This is a genomic window from Providencia sp. Je.9.19 (genome assembly GCF_051129765.1).
Lineage (GTDB): Bacteria > Pseudomonadota > Gammaproteobacteria > Enterobacterales > Enterobacteriaceae > Providencia.
The window spans coordinates 328,457-347,672 of record NZ_JBCPSS010000002.1; the positions used below are offsets into that span (position 1 = coordinate 328,457).

19 protein-coding genes are annotated in these 19,216 nt (G+C 36.1%); 16 read left to right on the forward strand and 3 right to left on the reverse strand.

Going from position 1 to position 19,216, the window contains the following annotated elements:
* Positions 1 to 26: 26 nt before the first annotated feature.
* The gene (locus tag AAZR93_RS10690; RefSeq protein ID WP_434719805.1) at positions 27 to 1,025 is read right to left on the reverse strand and encodes a 3-oxoacyl-[acyl-carrier-protein] synthase III C-terminal domain-containing protein; all 999 of its coding nucleotides are present in this window, start codon (positions 1,023 to 1,025) and stop codon (positions 27 to 29) included.
* Between the two features lie 1,541 nt (positions 1,026 to 2,566).
* Between AAZR93_RS10690 and AAZR93_RS10695 the strand changes: the two genes are divergently transcribed.
* From AAZR93_RS10695 to AAZR93_RS10720, 6 genes are all read left to right on the forward strand, one after another.
* Positions 2,567 to 2,803 carry a helix-turn-helix domain-containing protein gene (locus AAZR93_RS10695; RefSeq protein WP_294109665.1) on the forward strand — a complete coding sequence of 79 codons (237 nt, stop codon included), beginning with the start codon at positions 2,567 to 2,569 and terminating at the stop codon, positions 2,801 to 2,803.
* Positions 2,804 to 3,043: 240 nt separating this feature from the next.
* Entirely contained in the window at positions 3,044 to 3,607 is a 564-nt protein-coding gene (locus AAZR93_RS10700) for a fimbrial protein (RefSeq protein ID WP_434719806.1), read from the forward strand.
* 82 nt (positions 3,608 to 3,689) lie between these two features.
* Positions 3,690 to 6,185, forward strand: coding sequence for a fimbria/pilus outer membrane usher protein (locus tag AAZR93_RS10705; protein ID WP_434719807.1), 2,496 nt, complete (start codon positions 3,690 to 3,692; stop codon positions 6,183 to 6,185).
* Between the two features lie 12 nt (positions 6,186 to 6,197).
* Entirely contained in the window at positions 6,198 to 6,926 is a 729-nt protein-coding gene (locus AAZR93_RS10710) for a fimbrial biogenesis chaperone (protein WP_294109662.1), read from the forward strand.
* 10 nt (positions 6,927 to 6,936) lie between these two features.
* Positions 6,937 to 7,488: a fimbrial protein gene (locus tag AAZR93_RS10715; protein ID WP_294109660.1), complete on the forward strand. Its 552-nt coding sequence runs from the start codon at positions 6,937 to 6,939 to the stop codon at positions 7,486 to 7,488.
* A gap of 15 nt (positions 7,489 to 7,503) precedes the next feature.
* On the forward strand, positions 7,504 to 8,469 hold the full coding sequence (locus AAZR93_RS10720) for a fimbrial protein (protein WP_434719808.1): 966 nt from the start codon (positions 7,504 to 7,506) through the stop codon (positions 8,467 to 8,469).
* A gap of 121 nt (positions 8,470 to 8,590) precedes the next feature.
* On the opposite strand, the gene AAZR93_RS10725 is transcribed toward AAZR93_RS10720, so the two are convergent.
* On the reverse strand, positions 8,591 to 10,237 hold the full coding sequence (locus AAZR93_RS10725; RefSeq protein ID WP_294109657.1) for a fumarate hydratase: 1,647 nt from the start codon (positions 10,235 to 10,237) through the stop codon (positions 8,591 to 8,593).
* A 635-nt stretch (positions 10,238 to 10,872) separates the two neighbouring features.
* On the opposite strand from AAZR93_RS10725, the gene AAZR93_RS10730 reads away from it, so the two are divergent.
* The 5 genes from AAZR93_RS10730 to potD all read left to right on the forward strand — a co-directional run bounded on the left by AAZR93_RS10730 (position 10,873) and on the right by potD (position 15,004).
* Positions 10,873 to 11,067, forward strand: a complete 195-nt coding sequence (locus AAZR93_RS10730; protein ID WP_434719809.1) for a hypothetical protein — start codon at positions 10,873 to 10,875, stop codon at positions 11,065 to 11,067.
* Positions 11,060 to 12,169 (forward strand): spermidine/putrescine ABC transporter ATP-binding protein PotA, encoded by a 1,110-nt coding sequence (potA, locus tag AAZR93_RS10735; protein WP_434719810.1) that lies wholly within the window; start codon positions 11,060 to 11,062, stop codon positions 12,167 to 12,169. The genes AAZR93_RS10730 and potA overlap by 8 nt, the downstream gene beginning before the upstream one ends.
* Positions 12,156 to 13,019, forward strand: a complete 864-nt coding sequence (gene potB, locus AAZR93_RS10740; protein ID WP_336430978.1) for a spermidine/putrescine ABC transporter permease PotB — start codon at positions 12,156 to 12,158, stop codon at positions 13,017 to 13,019. Before potA ends, potB begins: the two co-directional genes overlap by 14 nt.
* The gene (gene potC, locus AAZR93_RS10745; RefSeq protein ID WP_434719811.1) at positions 13,016 to 13,807 is read left to right on the forward strand and encodes a spermidine/putrescine ABC transporter permease PotC; all 792 of its coding nucleotides are present in this window, start codon (positions 13,016 to 13,018) and stop codon (positions 13,805 to 13,807) included. The genes potB and potC overlap by 4 nt, the downstream gene beginning before the upstream one ends.
* A 147-nt stretch (positions 13,808 to 13,954) precedes the next feature.
* Positions 13,955 to 15,004 carry a spermidine/putrescine ABC transporter substrate-binding protein PotD gene (gene potD / locus AAZR93_RS10750; protein WP_434719812.1) on the forward strand — a complete coding sequence of 350 codons (1,050 nt, stop codon included), beginning with the start codon at positions 13,955 to 13,957 and terminating at the stop codon, positions 15,002 to 15,004.
* Between the two features lie 67 nt (positions 15,005 to 15,071).
* Here the strand turns inward: potD and AAZR93_RS10755 are convergent, their stop codons facing one another.
* The gene (locus AAZR93_RS10755; RefSeq protein WP_434719813.1) at positions 15,072 to 15,629 is read right to left on the reverse strand and encodes an NADPH-dependent FMN reductase; all 558 of its coding nucleotides are present in this window, start codon (positions 15,627 to 15,629) and stop codon (positions 15,072 to 15,074) included.
* Between the two features lie 324 nt (positions 15,630 to 15,953).
* On the opposite strand from AAZR93_RS10755, the gene AAZR93_RS10760 reads away from it, so the two are divergent.
* The 5 genes from AAZR93_RS10760 to AAZR93_RS10780 all read left to right on the forward strand — a co-directional run bounded on the left by AAZR93_RS10760 (position 15,954) and on the right by AAZR93_RS10780 (position 19,211).
* Positions 15,954 to 16,526 (forward strand): TetR/AcrR family transcriptional regulator, encoded by a 573-nt coding sequence (locus AAZR93_RS10760; protein ID WP_434719989.1) that lies wholly within the window; start codon positions 15,954 to 15,956, stop codon positions 16,524 to 16,526.
* 42 nt (positions 16,527 to 16,568) lie between these two features.
* The gene (locus AAZR93_RS10765) at positions 16,569 to 17,411 is read left to right on the forward strand and encodes a transcriptional regulator (RefSeq protein ID WP_336430977.1); all 843 of its coding nucleotides are present in this window, start codon (positions 16,569 to 16,571) and stop codon (positions 17,409 to 17,411) included.
* Positions 17,408 to 17,926 carry a FidL-like protein gene (locus AAZR93_RS10770; protein WP_294109644.1) on the forward strand — a complete coding sequence of 173 codons (519 nt, stop codon included), beginning with the start codon at positions 17,408 to 17,410 and terminating at the stop codon, positions 17,924 to 17,926. The genes AAZR93_RS10765 and AAZR93_RS10770 overlap by 4 nt, the downstream gene beginning before the upstream one ends.
* A 701-nt stretch (positions 17,927 to 18,627) precedes the next feature.
* Complete coding sequence (locus AAZR93_RS10775) at positions 18,628 to 18,906, forward strand: BMC domain-containing protein (RefSeq protein ID WP_294109642.1); 279 nt, start codon at positions 18,628 to 18,630, stop codon at positions 18,904 to 18,906.
* A gap of 20 nt (positions 18,907 to 18,926) precedes the next feature.
* Positions 18,927 to 19,211, forward strand: coding sequence for a BMC domain-containing protein (locus AAZR93_RS10780; protein ID WP_294109640.1), 285 nt, complete (start codon positions 18,927 to 18,929; stop codon positions 19,209 to 19,211).
* Positions 19,212 to 19,216: the final 5 nt, after the last annotated feature.

Consider the following 19,216-nt stretch of genomic DNA (forward strand, 5'->3'; position numbering starts at 1 on the left):
ATAGGTTCTTAATAAAATAAGTTCTTTTATGGGATAAGTACCATGGCGCACAGTGCGAGACCAGCGGCTGTTCCAATTAGCATAACGCTTGATCTTTCATAAAAACGGCCACTGATAATTGCTTCATGTAATGCTGAAGGAATTGACGCTGCGACCTGATTTCCACGATGACGATAAATATCGATGAGTTGCTCCGTGCTAACGCCTACGCGTTGACGCATATGTTCTAAAGATAAATGGCTGGCTTGATGAGGCACGACAGTACCAATCTGATTGAGTTGTAAGCCAGATTCCGTAAAGACTCTTTGCATAAAATCCTCGATCAATGACGAGGCCATACGAAATAATTTTTTACCTTGCATATGAAATAAAAAATCATCATCAGTCATGCCTGAACGTGGATTACATCGCGTCCCACCGGCACGAATTTCACAAAAATCGATGCCTTGGGTGTGCGTCATATGGGTGTATGACACAATGCCGCTTTTTCCATCGCCCCTTTCTACTATTACACAAGCTGCGCCATCGCCAAAAATTAAAGAAGATTCTTTGTCTTGCCAATCGATACCACGAGAAGCGAGATCAGCAGACACAATGGCAATACGTTGATATTGACTGGTTGCTAAGAGACCCGCTGCCACTTGCAGTGCAGTGATAAAACTGACGCAACTTGCGTTCACATCAAAACACGCAATACCTTCATTTAAATGAGATGCTGCAAGGATATGAGCCGCAGAGCAAGGTAAGGCTTGCACGGGGATTGCAGAGGCATTAATAAGTACATCAACACTTGTCGCATTGATTTGCTTGGACTCCAAGGCTTGGTGGATAGCATCGGCTGCTAATTTAGCTTGCGAGTCATGATTATCGGCGTGGAACCGATATTCAATACCTGAGTGCTTTTCAACAAATCCTTTGGTTTTGTTTAATTTTTCATCCAACATGGATGAATATATTTGGTTTTCAGGAACAACAGCGCCTGAAGCAATAATTTTTAGTGGTGCAATTGACCTATTACCGGACATATAAGGCTAGCCTATCTAACATAGATGGTCTGAATAAATATCAGAGAATAGCAGGTTAATATATAGGATTTAATGAGTCTTCATTAACTTACTAATTTGCAGCGTATTTTTTTGGTTGTTTTAATGAAGACGTGTAATTCGTCTTAGACTGCTTGTTCTTCATTTATTTTATTAACTATCAAATAGTTATCTTTTTTTTTGTAAGGTTTTTTTTAAAGACACAAAATAAATCACTCTATATCTATAAATATTTAGTGGAAGATGGTGGGATTTTTGTTATGGTTTTTTCTTCAGAAGGTAAATGCAAATATAGGTATGAAAATTGGCAATAGATCTTCCATTATTGTTTGGCTTTGGGCTCTAATTGATTGTGTATAGATAAAATGCTAGTTAGGTATGCGTACTGTATTATTAAACACTTATATTTAAATTTAAAACCCTATATAATACGGAAAGTCCAAAAAAGATAGTCTAATACTGATGTGTTATATCCTCGTATTTGATGTAAATGCTTCGAATTAGCTTTAGTAAAGGGCACTATTCTTGGCATTAGCTCTATTTTTTTAGCGTAGAATTTTTGATTAAGTTGTATATAAGAAAAAAAATATCATTTTTTTCTGATTCTTGAACCCGATTTTCAACTAAAAATACTGTCATTACTCGTTTTTCATTAGTTCTGCGTCATATTATTTCTCGTTTAAAGTGTAACCATTTGTTTTTGACTTTTTTTTCATTCATATTAGATCGTGTTTTGTTACAATTAGAAATAAAAGTAACCCATTGTTAAGTAACGCATTTGTTGTTTTGTAAATAAGCTATTATCCCGTCAAAAGGTATTATTTTACTACTTCATCGATAAAATGAGACATTAGTCTTATAATCACAATACTCACATGGTGAGTACGATTGAATTTCGTTAATTTATTATTTCTTATATTCCGCACTCGCCTGCTGAGTAAATTAAATGATCTGCATTTTAATTTTGCAATCTATTAATTGAGCTAAAAAACCACCATGAGTGGTATTATCATTATAAAATAAATATTGTTAATTCAAGGGGATTTAATTGTTAATTATTAATTAAATCCCTTTTAAATCAATGGTTATTAATTTATATTTTAATAAATACTAATTTAGGATATTTATTGCTGTGTTTATATTATTTATACATATTACCATTCTAAATGGTATATATTTTAACTCTATTAAAATCAATGTATTGCCGTGACATTTTACTTGGAAATAAGAGATCTCCATCACACTAATTATGAGTGAAGTCATTTGGTTTAGTCATTATATCTCAATGTGCAATTTTTGATAGGTTTTATCTAATTCAATCTATGGTATCGATCGTTTTAAACTGTTTTACTTTTAAATATTGAAAACTATAATTAACTCAAATTCTGAGTTGACGTTAAATTATGGTTTTTTGATTTAGCTTCATGAAATGAGAATAAGAATATTATTGGTGCACTAAATTTTTAGCTTCTATTAAAATGGTTTTGCAGTGTTACATTTTAATTTATCTTAGGTTATCAAAAATGATAAATGTAAATTGGATAGTCGGTAGAGAAATTAGAAAGAGACGAAAGAATTTAGGTCTTTCTGGTATAGAATTAGCGAACCTTGTTGGTGTTAGTCAGCAACAAATATCTCGTTATGAAAGAGGCGAGTGTAATATTAATATTGAAAACTTACACGTTCTTGCCGATGCGTTAGAAACAAATCTAATTTGCTTTTTTATTGATGATGTTTTTATAGGTAAAGAGAGCTTTTAAATTTAATAATCATAATTAGGAGTGGTCTTATTTTAAACCTTCATTAAATGCTTGATTGTTTATTTAAATAAGATTTTATCAGGAATTAATAAATATTGATTTTCAAGTAATCACTATGCCTAGTGATTATGCTTGGCTATATTTAATTAAATGCTTCCTCAGCAAAATAATATCAACTTAATAATTATTTAATCGTTAAGTGATTGTACATGTGTCGTCTTTTATTATAGGAAAATATAAATGAAATTAACTAAAATTGCATTAGCTACAATTATCGTATCTTCATTCGCAGCTGGCATCGCAAATGCAGCAACTGTTGATCAAGGAAGCGGTGTTATTAACTTCACTGGTAAAGTGATTAACGCGCCTTGTTCACTACCAGGTGATGGCACTGTTAACGTTGACCTTGGTCAAGTTGCAAATAAAGTACTTGAAACTGGCAACAAATACAGCCAACAAGTTCAGTATACTATTGCTTTAGAAAACTGTGACTTAGGTGAAGTTAAAGATGCTAGCGATGTTGTACTTTTCCCTGCTGTAAGTAAAGTTAAAGTAACATTCACTGGGACGCCAGATACAGCTAAAAAAGATCTGTTAGCAAATACTGGTACTTCTAAAGGTGTTGGTGTTCGTTTAATTAACGCTGATGGCGCAATGATGAAAGTAGGTGATACTAGCGTTGAAATACCATTAACAGATGGTCCAAATAAACTGACTTTTAATGCTCGTGTTGAAGCGAACGGAAGTAAAGTAGAAACTGGTAGCATTATTTCTCAAGCAACTTATGCATTAAACTACCTATAAATATATATTTATATATAACAGGCATTTATTTGCCTGTTATTTTCTGCATTTTTATAGTGCTATATTTTTGACAGGAATACTCATGTCTTTATTGCCTCAATTCAAAATAAACAAAATATTATTTTCTATTGCATTTGCACTCTCATTTTCTGGGGTGTCAAATGCGGTAGAGTTTAATATGAATGTTATTGATGCAAAAGACCGAGATAATATTGATCTAAGTCAGTTTTCAAATCCGGACTTTATTCCAGCAGGTGAATACCTAACAGATATTACATTAAATGGTCGGAAATTATCAGGACAGTATTTAATTCAATTTATTGAAGAGAGTAAAGATAATTCAGTACTCTGTATTACGCCAGAGATGGTTGATCTGTTTGCATTAAAAAAGAAAGTACGAGAAGATCTTTTTTTACAAACTGATAATCAGTGTGTTGAATTATCTAAGAATTCCGATATAGATTATCGCTTTGATAAAGCAAATCAAAATATTTTATTTTCGATTCCACAAGCTTGGTTGGAATATGATGACCCTTATTGGGTTCCACCTTCTCAGTGGGAAAATGGTATTACGGGTGCATTCCTAGATTATAATTTATTTATGAATTATTCAGCGCCTAAAAATACGAGTGAAACTTATAGTGCGAGTAGTAACGGAACTACCGGCGCTAACTTCGGCGCTTGGCGTTTACGTGCAGATTATCAATATCAATATAATCGTTCACAGGGCAAAGTGAATGAGCGTTTTGATTGGACTCAAATTTATGCTTATCGTGCTTTACCTGAAATTGGTGCCAAGGTACTTCTTGGTGAATCTTATTTAAGGACAGATTTATTTGATAGTTTCCGTTTTATTGGTGCTTCTTTCTTTAGTGATAACCGGATGCTTCCACCATCTTTACGTGGTTATGCACCACAAGTCACTGGTATAGCAAAAACCAATGCTACCGTTATTGTTTCGCAAAATGGTCGTGTTATTAAACAGACTCGAGTGGCTCCAGGTCCTTTTAATATTCAGGATATTACGGAAGCAGTACAGGGAACATTAGATGTCACTGTGGAAGAAGAAGATGGCTCTAAAACGAGTTATCAAATTACGGCAGCATCGTTACCATTTCTAACACGACAAGGCCAATTTTTGTATAAGTTGTCCATGGGGGAGTCAAGTCCATTTGGTCGTTCGCAAAAAACAGATCCACGGTTTATAGCGGGTGAAATTTCTTATGGGATATTGAGTAACACTTCTCTATTTGGTGGTTTAATTGCGACTATTGATAATGCTAATTACCAAGCCGTGAATATGGGAATTGGCCAAAATATGAATTTGTTTGGTGCCATTTCGTTTGATATCACGAGAACTCATGCCAACTTAGATAATTTTGGTTCTTATTCAGGTAACAGTTATCGACTAAATTATTCTAAGCGTTTTGAATCAACGAATTCACAAGTGACGTTTGCAGGTTATAAATTCTCAGAGAAAGAATTTTTAACGATGCCGCAGTATATTGATGCAGCCAATGGCCTTCTTGATTTCAGACGTGATAAAAACGTTTATACAGCATCGTTTAATCAATATATCAGCCCGTTAGATTTGACCTTGTATTTGAATGCATCTCATCATCAATTTTGGAATAGTGAATCAACGACTAATTTTGGTATGAGTTTAAGTAAATTATTTGATATTGGAAATATTAGAAATATATCAGGCACATTGTCATTAAATAAAATTAAGTATCAAGAAACGGATGACAACCAAATTTATTTATCATTTTCAATCCCACTAGAAAGTGGTGCTTCAGTGAGTTATGACGCCCAATATGCGGATGGCGATCATAGTTTCGGACAATCTGTTGCATATTATAGTGAAAACGTTGATAACAATTATTGGAGTATGAGGGTTGGTGGTGATAAACGCGAGTTAGGCGACTTAGAACCGAATATTAGTGGTAGTTACCAGCGTTCAACGGCCTATGGTGTATTAAATGTTAATGCAACTGAAAATGTAAATTCATACCGTGCATTGGGCGGAAGTTGGTATGGCTCAATGACGGCGACTAAATATGGTGCAGCGCTTCATCGTAATGGTACAAATAATGAACCACGAATTATGATAGATAGCGATAATGTTGCTGGGATCTCTATTGATAATGGTCAATCAGTGACGAACCGTTTTGGTATTGGCGTGGCAACAACATTAAATAGTTTTTCTAATTCAGATGTTTATATTGATATGAATACGTTGCCTGATGATGTTGACGTGAATGAAAATATTATTGGAAAAACACTAACTGAAGGTTCGATTGGTTATCAAAAGATAAAGGCTAACCAAGGTAAACGTATTTTAGCAGTAATTCGTTTAAGTAGTGGAAAATATCCACCACTTGGAACAAGTATTATTGAAGTCAGCAGTGGTAGAGAAGTGGGTATCATTGCTGATAATGGAATTGTGTATTTAACGGGTATTAACCCTCAAGAACATTATATTATTAAATGGGCAGGTGGTGCTAACCAGTGCAGTTTAGATCTATCTAATATACCTGAACAAAATCAAGGCAAAATTTTGATTCCCTGCCATTAAAGGAAAGTTTTTATGCGTAAAATAAATAACGTTATTTTAAGTTTGTCATTAATTTTTATCGGTATGCAGTATGCTTCCGCTGCAATTAACATTGACCGTACTCGAATTATTTTTCCGGGCAAAGATAAGTCCATTAGTTTGGTTATTAATAACCAAAGTAAAACCATGCCATATTTAGCTCAATCATGGATGGAAGATGAAAAAGGAAATAAAATTGCAGAACCTTTTACGGTATTACCGCCAATGCAACGTGTTGAGCCAAATGCCAAAAATCAAATAAAAATAGTGCAAACTGAAGGGATTGACCAACTCCCTCAGGACAGAGAATCTTTATTTTATTTAAACGTACGTGAAATTCCCCCGGTTGCAGATAAAGAAAATGTTGTTCAAATTGCTATTCAAAGCCGTTTGAAAATGTTTTATCGCCCAGCTCAAATTGAAAATAATAGTGACAAGGTTTGGGCTAAAGAATTGAAATATACACATTCAGGAAATCAATTACTGATTGAAAACCCAACTAAATATTATGTCACTTTGGGTTATTTAAGTAATAACAACAAACAAAATTTTACTGGATTTGACAGTGTGATGATAGCGCCATTATCAAAAGAAAGCGTGACAGTACCCACTGCGGGTTTCGGTCAACTTTATACCGGTTATATGGATGATTACGGTGGAATGAAAATGCTGACATACCAATGTGCAGCCTCTTCATGTCAGCTAGATAAAGACAGCAAATAGGATTTTAGAGATGAGAAATTGCTCTGCTTCAATGTGCCTTTTTATGTTATCACTGCTTTGTGGCAATGCTTATGCAGACAGTAGCATGATGCGAGGAGATCTTAATTTTACAGGAAATGTTGTTTCTCTACCTTGTAAGATTAGCTTTTCGTCAATGGATCAAAATATTGAATTTGGGCCAATTTCTTTAAATTATTTTAATGAAATAGGCGATAGAAGTCCTAAGCAAGAGGTCAAATTAAAATTTGATGATTGCATTTTTCCAAGTCGTGGGCGAGATGATAGAGAACCTGTTGTGCGTATTATGTTTATTTCAGAGCCAACGGGCAGCACAGACCGAAATTTATTCGGTGGTAAAACAATATTGAATGGGTACGGGCTTCGATTAACTGATAAAAATGGCAATATTATTCCAAATGGTGAATATCGAAACTATCCGATTTATTTTGATGATAATCAGCAAATTACCGTTTACTCAATGTTGGAAAGCTATCTCGCTAAAAATGAATTAACAGTGGGTAATATTAAAACGCAGATTACCTTAAATATTACTTATCTTTAATAAGGTGTATAAATCATGATACACAAATTTATAAAACAATATGGTTTTTATTTTTTATTTGTTTTGGCATTTATTAGTCCTAAAACATTTGCATTAGACTGTGTTGAAGCAGGTACTGGTGATGTTATAAAACCAGCTGTACCTGTTGGGCAATTAGCTATTCCATCGGACATGAAAGCGGGTTCTGTGATTTGGCAATCTGATCCTATGACAGTCACGGTGTATTGCGATAATGTTCTTGGTAATATGGTTGACGTTGTTCATATGTATTTTAATCCGACATCTCAACGTTTAGGAACTGGATTATTACTTGGGGCTAACTACCAAGGGCAACAATTAGAGGAAAACCAACAGCGTGTTAATCTTGGCACGGCGCCAATACGTAAAGGTCAGAATGTGACTGTCACCGTAACTTTCTCTTTATATATAAAAGTGACTGGCGTGGTACCGCCATCGGGGAATTATACGGGCGATAATCAGTTTACGGTTTTCCAATTTGATGGAAGCGGTGGGATTAATACAACGCCAGGTGCTAAAAATCTGCGATATTCTATCTCTGGATTACAAGGGATTCGTTTTTTAAAGTGTGGCGCTGACATTAAGGTTTTCCCTGAGTCGCAGCAAATTGATTTTGGGCAGCTGATGATTACCGATCTTAATCAGGGTAAAGAATTTAAAAAAGATTTTCAGATACAAGCGGTAAAACGAGGGTGTTTAGATAATTTTTCAATGAATGTTAATTTTGAAACTACGGATACACTTAATGGCGATTATGCGATTAATTTAAATAATGGTACTAATTTAACAATCCTAGATGATAAAAGTAATCAAGTGAAATTTAATTACTTTCAATTCTTTGGTAATTTACCTTTAGGTAGTACTTCTGTGACTCGTAGCTATAGTGCGTCTGTTAAAAAGGTATCAGCGGTGAAAACCGGACCTTTTACAGCCTCAACAATTGTCCGAATAAACTATTATTAACATACATTTAGTATGAGTCTTAAAAGCAGGCATTGCCTGCTTTTTTTGAATAAAGCATATTACTTGTAGAAATCAGAGCATTCCCTTGCTCCTTGTGGCAAATCCTATTTAGTTATGTATGCTACTTAATACATTTCTTACAGCTTTCATCCTGAACTTGTTCAAAGAAGTTATTACCTTTGTCATCAACTAATATAAAGGCAGGGAGTCCTTCAACTTCCATTTTCCAAATAGCTTCCATCCCAAGTTCTGGGTATTCAAGGCAATTTAAACTTTTGACATATTCTTGCGCTAAAATTGCGGCGGAACCCCCAATACTACCTAAATAGAAGCCCCCATGTTTTTTACAGGCATCCGTTACCGATTGGGTACGATTTCCTTTGGCTAGCATTAGCATACTACCGCCATGGGACTGAAATAAATCGACATAGGGGTCCATTCGATTACCTGTTGTTGGGCCTAAAGAACCTGAAACCATATCTTCAGGTTTTTTTGCAGGGCCCGCGTAATACACCATATGATCTTTAAAATACTGTGGTAATTCTTCGCCATTATCTAAGCGTTCTTTTAGTTTAGCATGGGCGATATCACGTCCAATAATAAGGGGGCCACTGAGTGAAACACGTGTCGATACTGGGTGTTTACTGAGTTCGGCTAGGATATCTTTCATTGGCCTATTGAGGTCAATATGCACAACGGAGCCTTCTTGTTGTTGGCGCATAGACTCAGGAATATACTGAGCTGGATTGTGTTCCATTTTCTCAATCCATAAGCCTTCTTTATTTATTTTTGCTTTGATATTGCGGTCAGAGGAACATGAAATAGCCAAACCAATTGGGCAAGAGCCACCGTGACGAGGTAAGCGGATAATTCTTACATCATGTGCAAAATATTTCCCCCCAAATTGGGCACCAAAACCAAAGTGACGGGATGCTTCCAAGAGAGCATCTTCAAGTTCCACATCGCGGAATGCTCGCCCATACTCATTACCTGTAGTTGGCAGGTTGTCATAATATTTAGTTGAGGCTAATTTAGTGGCTTTCAATGTTGCTTCTGCGGATGTTCCCCCTATTACAAATGCAATATGGTAAGGCGGGCATGCTGTAGTCCCCAAAGATTTCATTTTTTCAATTAAGAAAGCTTTGAGTTTTGCGGGTTCCAAAATTGTTTTAGTTTCTTGAAATAGCGCTGATTTGTTGGCAGAACCTGCACCTTTGTTAACGAATAGGAAATGGTATTCGTCGCCTTCAGTGGCAAAAATATCAATTTGAGCAGGTAAATTGGTCCCTGTATTGACTTCGTTATACATATCTAAGGCGGCATTTTGTGAGTAACGTAAATTTTCTTGTGTGAAAACATTGTATACACCACGTGACAAGTACGCTTCATCGTTACAATCAGTCCATACTTGCTGGCCTTTCTTCGCTAAAATAGTCGCAGTTCCTGTATCTTGGCAGTTGGGTAAAATACCTTTAGCCGAAATTTCCGCATTACGTAATAACTGTAGTGCAACATATTTATCGTTCTCACTAGCTTCGGGATCGTGCAATATGGCAGCAACTTGTTTTTGGTGTGCGGCTCTTAGGAAAAATTGAGAATCGTAAATAGCTTGTTGAGCCAGTACCGTTAGAGCTTCAGGCTCAACTTTGAGGATTTGCTTACCTAAAAATTGTTCTGTTGAAACATATTTATCTGATACTTGATAGTATTCAGTTTTATCCGCAGATAAAGGATAAGGTTCTTGGTAGAAAAAGTCTTTATTAGCCATTTTGTTCACTCACATATTAATTTCAGTGGAATATCCAAAAAATAATCGCCGGTAGGCTTATGTTTATTCTTAATATAATTCACTCTTGAGGTGCAAAGTGAATACTTATAGGAGGCATAATGAAGCGAAAAATAAAAAAATAGTATTTAAAATGATATCAATTTGACCATTATATTCAAAGAGATGCAGGGAATAATATGATGCTGGTTAAACTTATGGGGATAAAAAAAAGGAGGGCGTCAAAGTTTGAGATAAGTCACATTATAATATAATTAACTGTTATTTTAATTATTTGTTGTAAATGTTATTAAATTCCTACTGTTTTTAGCGTTTAATTATGAAATGGACTTATAAATAACTTATTTGGTTATTTAAATTTATCATTTTAATATCCTTAGGAATAAACTGGATTCATAAATAACGGGAATTTACTTATCAGGTAAATAATAATTATTTAAATTGGAATTAATGATGTTTTTTATTTTATAGCCTAATGTGATGAATTTAATGATATTAAATATTATTATTTAAATTGAATACGTCATGAAAACTAACGGATAATGACAAGCCAATAACTTATGCTGCTATATTGGTTGTTTTTATCAAAAAGGTATTTTATTTGTTGGCAATTCATAATGAAAGCCAAACGAAATGCTGAAAATGGCTTTCAATTTGCAGAAACAGTGTTTATCATGCTTGGCTTAATGAGCTTTAAATGGCGCTACTGGTTTGGGCTTTGCTGGGGAAGATCCGACAAGCTTATACAGTCTTTAACGGTGGCGGTTCTATCTGCATTATTCTTCGGGATAGAGTGTATTATAAATGACTGAGACAACCTCTCTGACACCACTTGTCGAATTAAAATCTTTAAGTAAAGGTTTTGACGGCAAAAAAATTATTTCTGAACTTGATCTAACTATTCATAATGGTGAATTTTTAACCATTCTAGGCCCTTCTGGTTGTGGTAAAACGACAGTTTTACGCCTGATAGCCGGCCTTGAAGATGTGGATGATGGTCAAATTATCCTTGATGGGCAAGATATTACAGATATCCCGGCGGAGCAGCGTTTCGTCAATACTGTATTTCAAAGCTATGCATTATTTCCCCATATGACCGTTTTTGATAACGTTGCATTCGGTTTGCGTATGCAAAAAACGCCAACAGCTGATATTCAACAGCGGGTTGATCAAGCATTACGTATGGTACAACTTGACGAATTTGCAACACGTCGACCTAACCAATTATCAGGCGGGCAGCAACAGCGGGTTGCTATTGCGCGTGCAGTGGTTAATCGACCTAAAATCTTATTGTTGGATGAATCTTTATCTGCTTTAGATTATAAACTGCGTAAACAAATGCAGAATGAGCTAAAAGCACTTCAGCGAAAACTGGGGATCACCTTTGTTTTTGTGACTCACGATCAAGAAGAAGCGTTGGCAATGTCTGACCGCATTATTGTGATGCGAGAAGGTAAAATTGAGCAAGATGGTACGCCTCGTGAGATTTATGAGGAACCTAAAAATTTATTTGTTGCTCAATTTATTGGCGAAATTAATATTTTTGATGCGAATGTTTTATACCGTATTGATGATAATCGTATTCGAGCCAACGTTGAGGGGCATGAATGTGATATTTTCACCTCTCTTTCCGTTCAAGAAGGGCAACACGTCAATGTGCTATTACGCCCTGAAGATCTACGTGTTGAAGAAGTCAACGATGCAGAAAATCATCCTGGCCTTATAGGTTATGTGCGTGAACGTAACTATAAAGGAATGACTTTAGATTCCGTGGTTGAAATGGACGATGGCAAAATTATTATGGTGAGCGAATTCTTCAATGAAGATGACCCAGATGTTGACCACTCTCTTAACCAAAAAGTTGCAGTAACTTGGGTAGAAAGCTGGGAGGTAGTTCTGGATGATCATTCGTAAACATAAAATTTTGCAGAATGTCATCATCATCGGTGTGGTTGCTTGGCTGGTGTTATTTGTGTTTTTGCCTAATTTGATGATTATTGGCACCAGTTTTCTGACCCGTAGTGATGCTAACTTAGTCGACTTAGTTTTTACGTGGGATAATTATATTCGCCTATCCGATCCCATGTACGCTGAAGTGATGTTGCACTCGCTGAATATGGCTTTAATTGCCACCTTCTTTTGTTTGGTTATTGGTTATCCATTTGCCTTTATGTTGGCAAGATTACCTAAGCGCATACAGCCGTTAATGTTATTTTTGCTCATTGTGCCATTTTGGACCAACTCATTGATCCGAATTTATGGTCTAAAAGTTTTTTTGAGCACCAAAGGTTATTTGAATGATTTTTTGTTGTGGATTGGCATCATAGAAAAGCCTATCAGGCTGATGTACACACCAGAAGCTGTTATTTTAGGGCTGATTTATATTCTGTTGCCATTTATGGTGATGCCGCTCTATTCCAGCATTGAAAAACTGGATAAATCATATTTGGAAGCGGCAAGAGATTTGGGTGCTAACAAATTCCAAACCTTCATTAAAATCATCATTCCATTAACCATGCCGGGTATTATTGCAGGGTGCTTGTTAGTGTTATTACCCGCGATGGGATTGTTCTATGTCGCTGATTTAATGGGCGGTGCTAAGAATCTTTTAATTGGTAATGTGATTAAAAGTCAATTCCTTAATATTCGAGATTGGCCATTTGGGGCAGCAACCAGTATTTTCCTCACACTGATGATGGGATTATTGCTGTATGTGTATTATCGGGCTGCTAAGCTTTTGAATAAAAAGGCCTATGAAGAATGATCGGACGTACTTTTCGCGGTGGCTTCATGGCCATTATTTACGCTTATCTTTATATCCCAATCATTATTCTGATTGTTAATTCGTTCAATGAGTCTCGCTTTGGCATTCAGTGGCAAGGGTTTTCAACCAAATGGTATGAACTATTAAGCAATAACGATAGTTTATTAGAAGCGGCTGGGCATTCGTTAACGATGGCGATACTTTCAGCGACGTTTGCGACAATTATCGGCACATTAACTGCTGTTGCTTTATTCCGTTATCGCTTCAGAGGAAAACCTTTTGTTGGTGGAATGCTTTTTGTCGTCATGATGTCCCCAGATATCGTGATGGCAATATCGTTGTTAGTTTTATTTATGATCCTTGGGGTTTCCCTTGGTTTTTGGTCATTATTGTTTTCTCATATTACTTTTTGTCTGCCTTTTGTGGTGGTGACTGTTTATGCGAGATTGAAAGATTTCGATGTGAAAATGCTAGAAGCCGCACGAGATTTAGGTGCGGGAGAATTTACTATTTTACGTAAAATAATTTTACCTCTAGCAATGCCTGCGGTTGTGGCGGGCTGGTTATTGAGTTTCACGTTGTCGATGGATGATGTGGTTGTTTCTTCCTTTGTCACCGGACCAAGTTATGAAATTTTGCCGCTGAAAATATACTCTATGGTGAAAGTGGGTGTTTCTCCTGAGGTAAATGCTCTGGCGACAGTACTGCTGCTGATGTCACTACTTCTTGTTTGTCTCAGTCAGTGGGTAATGAGAGATAAGTATTCAAAACGCACAAATACTAAATAGATTAATACGATAAATAGTTGATGTCGTTATAAATGCAAGAGTCATCGATGCAATACGACATTATTTTTCACTGCCATTAGGCGAGAGGGTGGGCTCCAATTGGGCCTATAAGATATAAGAAAGCACTGTGTTGAGGGAAACTCAGGAATGAAAAAATGGTCCTATCTGCTGGCCGCAGGTGTAATGGCTGCAAGCATTGGCACGGCAACTGCCGCTGACGATAATAAAAACGTACTGTATTTCTATAACTGGACAGAGTATGTTCCCCCCGGTTTATTAGAGCAATTCACGAAAGAAACTGGCATCAAAGTGATTTACTCTACCTATGAATCAAACGAAAGTATGTATACCAAACTCAAAACCTATAAAGAAGGGGCTTATGATTTGGTGGTTCCGTCGACTTATTTTATTTCTAAAATGAGTAAAGAGGGGATGCTGCAAAAAATTGATAAAGATAAGCTTAGTAACTTTAAGAATCTTGACCCAAATCTCATCCATAAAGAGTTTGATCCGCAAAATGATTATTCAGTACCTTATATTTGGGGTGCTACAGGTATTGGTATCAATGGTGAGGCAGTTGATCCGGGTTCGGTTACATCCTGGGCCGATTTTTGGAAACCTGAATATAAAAATAGTTTGCTAATGATGGATGATGCGCGAGAAGTCTTCCAAGTTGCGTTAACTAAATTGGGTTATTCGGGTAACACGACGGATCCGAAACAAATTGAAGAAGCTTATAAAGAGTTGCAAAAACTGCGCCCAAATATTTTAGCCTTCAACTCAGATAATCCAGCGACGCCTTTTATTGAGGGCGAAGTGGATGTCGGTATGCTGTGGAATGGTTCTGCTTTTGTAGCAAGACAAGCGGGTTTACCAATTGAAGTCGTTTGGCCAAAAGAAGGCGGTATTTTTTGGATGGACAGTTTAGCAATTCCATCTAATGCGAAAAACGTTGAAGGGGCACATCAGCTGATTAATTTCCTGCTACGTCCTGAAATTGCTGCACAAGTTGCACAGTCTATTGGTTACCCAACACCAAATTTGGCCGCGAAGAAACTGTTACCTGCTGAAATAGCTAATGACCCATCACTGTATCCTAGTGAAGCTGTGCTACAAAAAGGTGAATGGCAAAGTGATGTTGGTAATACCAATATTATTTATGAAGAGTATTTCCAAAAATTAAAAGCAGGACGTTAATTCGTCTATGTTCAGAATTTAAGCGCATCCTCATAGCGATGCGCTTAACACTTGAATGGTAAATTATTTATTTGGCTACATTGTGGCTTACAAATTTTGCAAAAGTATCAGCCCAAGGTTGAAGGAAATCTTTGCTTTTTGGTGATATGTTGCCTTGTGCATCTACCATGTCGTCATACCATTTCAAGAAACATTCAGGTTGATTCATCGTTGGCATGTTTAAGAAGGCAAGGCTATTACGCAAATGCTGTTGCGCGATAGCTGTACTAATGTTACCAATAGATACGCCTAATACGCCCGCAGGAATACCATTCCACGAATTATCTCCCCATGGGCGAGAGCCTTGGTCGATAGCATTTTTTAATACACCGGGAATTGAGCGGTTATATTCAGGTGTGGCAAAAATGATGCCATCACAGGATTTGATTTGAGCTTTGAAATTGGCGACAACAGTTGGAACTTGTTGATCAGCTTCTTGGTTATATAGAGGTAACTCACTAATATTAATGAATTTAAAAGAGTAGTTGGTTGGAAATAATTTGGTGATGGCTTTAGCAACTTTTAAATTGTATGAATCTGCACGTAAACTACCGACAATAACACCAATATTATATTGATTAGACATGATGGAAACCTCTTTTTTCGTGAGTTAAATACAGATGTTTAATACATACTATATTTAATAAGGATTATATTTCACTCTAATTATTAAACATCATAATTCATTTATCTGCAAAACTAAGTTAAATTAAGTTTCATTTTATTTATACCTAAAAGTCTTTTTTCTCATAAACTTTATTTTAATTTTTAAACTAATTAGGTGGTTAACGGAAATTATTAATAAATATTGTGAGGCAAATTACAGTATTTAGATTTAACCTTTATCAAATTAGGGTTACTTGATTTGAGTCAACATGAAACATACCGACTGGTCGGTATCATTCGTGTCATGAATAATTCGGTGCAGCATAGAAAAAAAGATCCCATAAAACGACAAGAGGAGTTGCTCAAGGCGGCACGAATTATTGCCGGTAGAGAAGGTATTGGTTCCCTTTCTCTTAATGCGGTGGCACGTGAGGCGGGAGTGAGCAAAGGTGGCCTATTGCATCACTTTCCCAGTAAGCAGGAGCTTATTCATGCTTTATTCATTCAATTATTAGAGATTATGGATGAGCGCATTAATATTATTATGGTGAATGATTCAAATTGTTATGGTCGGTTTTCTCGGGCTTATCTGCATTATATTGGTGAGTTAAAAGAATCTGATGAAAGTTTTCAGCTCGCATTATTATCATTAGCGATGCCTACTGAGCCTGTATTGCGTAAATGTTGGCGAGATTGGGTACTCGGGCATTTAGAAAAAGGCGATGAGTTTGATAATAGTTATTTAGGTGCATTAGTTCGCTATGCGGCGGATGGATTGTGGCTTTCTGCTCTTACTGAGGGGCAAACTTTATCAAAACAAGAGCGTGATGCAATTGTCAGTCGATTAACCCAGATTTCATTTGAAAAAATTGATTAATACTCAAAATAAAAATTAATCTAAAAATAGAATGAGGCGGCAGTGAAATATAAAATAAATGCCTTAATTATTTATGATTCAGCTGATGGCACTTTATCTTTGAAAGAAGGTGAGGTGAGCACTCAGCTATCGATTACTGCAAATGCATTGTTATTTTATTTTATACAAAATCGTGGTGTTATTTCCCGTGATGATGTTTTAAAAGCAGTTTGGGATGATAATGGGTTAGTGTCATCTAATAGTAATTTGAATCAATATTTAAGCTTATTGAGAAAAGCATTCCGCCAGTACGGTATCGAAAACATTATTGTGACTGTGGCAAGAGGACGCTTAGAATTTAATCCGGAGATATTGGTTGAGGTTATTGATGATACAGCTTTTAATTCAACGAGACTGATCAATAATTTAAGTGAGATAGGTGAGGCCACTGTTGTTTCATCGCCAAATACTGAACCTATACCATTGCAAATTACACCTCAAAAAAGAACGGTTCCATTAACCAAAGAAAAAAAAGAAATTTGCTGGTATTTAGCCAGCGGTGCTTTTCTTTTATGCTCCTTATTGTTGGCTATTATGGCTTATTTTACAGATAAACCATCACAACCTATTAATTTGACTGTATTAGAGCATAGCCAATGTGATGCGCTATCGAATGAAAAGATGATTAATGGCACGGTTGCTCTCAAGTACGTGCAAAATTTTGATACCGTACGTAATAACTTAAATTTAAAGTGTGTTGAAAAGGAAAAATTTGTTTTCTTTTATGGTGATAAATTACAAACCAATGGCCTAGGAAGGGTATTTTTAGCGCACTGTGCGGTGAATGAAGATAATCCATTTAGCTACTGTGATAACTATTTTTATTATTCTTGGAAACCATCATGAAAATAACAGGGAAAGTACTGTGCTTAATAAGTGGCTTGTTGTTTATTATCGTGGCTATTTATACGCAGTCAGTGATACTTTCAAATAAAAATGATGGAATGATGTCTTGTTCAACGAAAGGCATTATGCGTTTTGAAAATATGATTGATGAAAACGTTAATGCAAATATTCACTTTAGTTTTAGTGCAAATGGGCAAGGGGCTATTGTTGTTGAAGGATATACCGATTCCAAGGCGGGTTGGCTTTATTTGCAGCGCTATGTGAAATTTAATTATACAACTAAACGGGTGTCACCCACAGAAAGGCATTATAATATTAGCCAATGGGAATCAAGTGCCTCGTCGATAGATGAATCTCCTAATGTTATCTTTGATTACTTTATGCGAGAAATGTCAAACAGCCATGATGGGCTATTTTTAAATGCACAAAAGCTGAATGATAAAACGATATTGCTTAGCTCTCTGAATTCTCCTCTCTATATCTGCACCTTAAAGCAAGGTAGCAAGTTCGATTAGCCTATTTATACTCTTCATACTTTAATTTGTGACGTTGTTGGCTTCTCTCGGCTATTTGAGTCACATACTCATGTATGCTCCCCAATACTCTTCATACTTCAATTTGTGGCGTTGTTGGCTTCTTTCGGCATTCTTAATGACCAATTATTTAGTGTATTTTCGGCATTCTTAATGACCAATCATTTAGCGTATTTTCGACATTCTTAATAAGCAGTTTATTTATAAATTTAAGCTGTTAACCACTTACGTGATGATGAAAATATGCACTTTAAATATTTCATTTTGTACAAAAGCGATAGCAAGAGAACCTTATAAGTCAGTGACCGCTACCGCAGTTATCATCGCTCAAATTACGGTCTTTTTTCAGTTCAATAATATCCTGTTAACAATCCCTCCTGTTATCCCTAAATCTACACTTTTGTTATTTCTCTCGACAATACAGATACGTGAATTATTAGAATTATCAGCATTGTTATGTGAATTGGTAAATTAATTATTTAATTTTTAGAGTATTAATCTAATTAATGTCCATATGTGGATTTATATTTTGTTTTAATTTTCGAGGGCTATAGTGAGTTTGAAGCCAAGCGCTGCGTTCAAATGGAATCACCACGCAAGCACATTGGCTTGAGTTATCTCGAACTCTTTCTCGAACTCTTTAGCACAAGAAACCGTAAAACGGTTTCTCGGAGGAAATAACAATGGGTGATGCATTAGGTCTTATTGAAACTAAAGGTCTGGTGGCTTGTATTGAAGCAGCTGATGCAATGTGCAAAGCCGCGAATGTTGAGCTAATCGGCTACGAAAATGTCGGATCTGGTCTGGTGACCGCGATGGTAAAAGGCGATGTTGGTGCAGTTAAAGCGGCTGTTGATTCCGGTGTTGAATCTGCTCAACGTGTTGGTGAAGTGGTGACTTCTTTAGTTATTGCTCGTCCGCACAACGACATCAGCAAAATTGTCATTAAACACAAAGCATAATTTTTTCCGGAGAAAAATATATGGGTGACGCATTAGGTCTTATCGAAACTCAAGGGTTAGTAGCTTGCATTGAAGCGGCTGATTCTATGTGTAAAGCCGCAAATGTCGTGCTGATTGGTTATGAAAATGTTGGGTCAGGTTTAGTTACTGCAATGGTGAAGGGCGATGTTGGTGCGGTAAAAGCAGCAGTTGAATCAGGTGTTGAATCAGCATCGCGCATCGGCACCGTGGTGACTTCTTTGGTTATTGCACGTCCTCATAGCGATATTCAAAAAATCGTCGCCCAATATAAAGTCACGGAATAAAAAGG

Excerpts from the sequence above, each read along its gene's own strand:
- AAZR93_RS10690 (WP_434719805.1), bottom strand. The coding sequence starts at position 1,025 with ATGTCCGGTAATAGGTCAATTGCACCACTAAAAATTATTGCTTCAGGC.
- AAZR93_RS10695 (WP_294109665.1), top strand. The coding sequence starts at position 2,567 with ATGATAAATGTAAATTGGATAGTCGGTAGAGAAATTAGAAAGAGACGA.
- AAZR93_RS10700 (WP_434719806.1), top strand. The coding sequence starts at position 3,044 with ATGAAATTAACTAAAATTGCATTAGCTACAATTATCGTATCTTCATTC.
- AAZR93_RS10705 (WP_434719807.1), top strand. The coding sequence starts at position 3,690 with ATGTCTTTATTGCCTCAATTCAAAATAAACAAAATATTATTTTCTATT.
- AAZR93_RS10710 (WP_294109662.1), top strand. The coding sequence starts at position 6,198 with ATGCGTAAAATAAATAACGTTATTTTAAGTTTGTCATTAATTTTTATC.
- AAZR93_RS10715 (WP_294109660.1), top strand. The coding sequence starts at position 6,937 with ATGAGAAATTGCTCTGCTTCAATGTGCCTTTTTATGTTATCACTGCTT.
- AAZR93_RS10720 (WP_434719808.1), top strand. The coding sequence starts at position 7,504 with ATGATACACAAATTTATAAAACAATATGGTTTTTATTTTTTATTTGTT.
- AAZR93_RS10725 (WP_294109657.1), bottom strand. The coding sequence starts at position 10,237 with ATGGCTAATAAAGACTTTTTCTACCAAGAACCTTATCCTTTATCTGCG.
- AAZR93_RS10730 (WP_434719809.1), top strand. The coding sequence starts at position 10,873 with ATGAAAGCCAAACGAAATGCTGAAAATGGCTTTCAATTTGCAGAAACA.
- potA (WP_434719810.1), top strand. The coding sequence starts at position 11,060 with ATGACTGAGACAACCTCTCTGACACCACTTGTCGAATTAAAATCTTTA.
- potB (WP_336430978.1), top strand. The coding sequence starts at position 12,156 with ATGATCATTCGTAAACATAAAATTTTGCAGAATGTCATCATCATCGGT.
- potC (WP_434719811.1), top strand. The coding sequence starts at position 13,016 with ATGATCGGACGTACTTTTCGCGGTGGCTTCATGGCCATTATTTACGCT.
- potD (WP_434719812.1), top strand. The coding sequence starts at position 13,955 with ATGAAAAAATGGTCCTATCTGCTGGCCGCAGGTGTAATGGCTGCAAGC.
- AAZR93_RS10755 (WP_434719813.1), bottom strand. The coding sequence starts at position 15,629 with ATGTCTAATCAATATAATATTGGTGTTATTGTCGGTAGTTTACGTGCA.
- AAZR93_RS10760 (WP_434719989.1), top strand. The coding sequence starts at position 15,954 with ATGAATAATTCGGTGCAGCATAGAAAAAAAGATCCCATAAAACGACAA.
- AAZR93_RS10770 (WP_294109644.1), top strand. The coding sequence starts at position 17,408 with ATGAAAATAACAGGGAAAGTACTGTGCTTAATAAGTGGCTTGTTGTTT.
- AAZR93_RS10775 (WP_294109642.1), top strand. The coding sequence starts at position 18,628 with ATGGGTGATGCATTAGGTCTTATTGAAACTAAAGGTCTGGTGGCTTGT.
- AAZR93_RS10780 (WP_294109640.1), top strand. The coding sequence starts at position 18,927 with ATGGGTGACGCATTAGGTCTTATCGAAACTCAAGGGTTAGTAGCTTGC.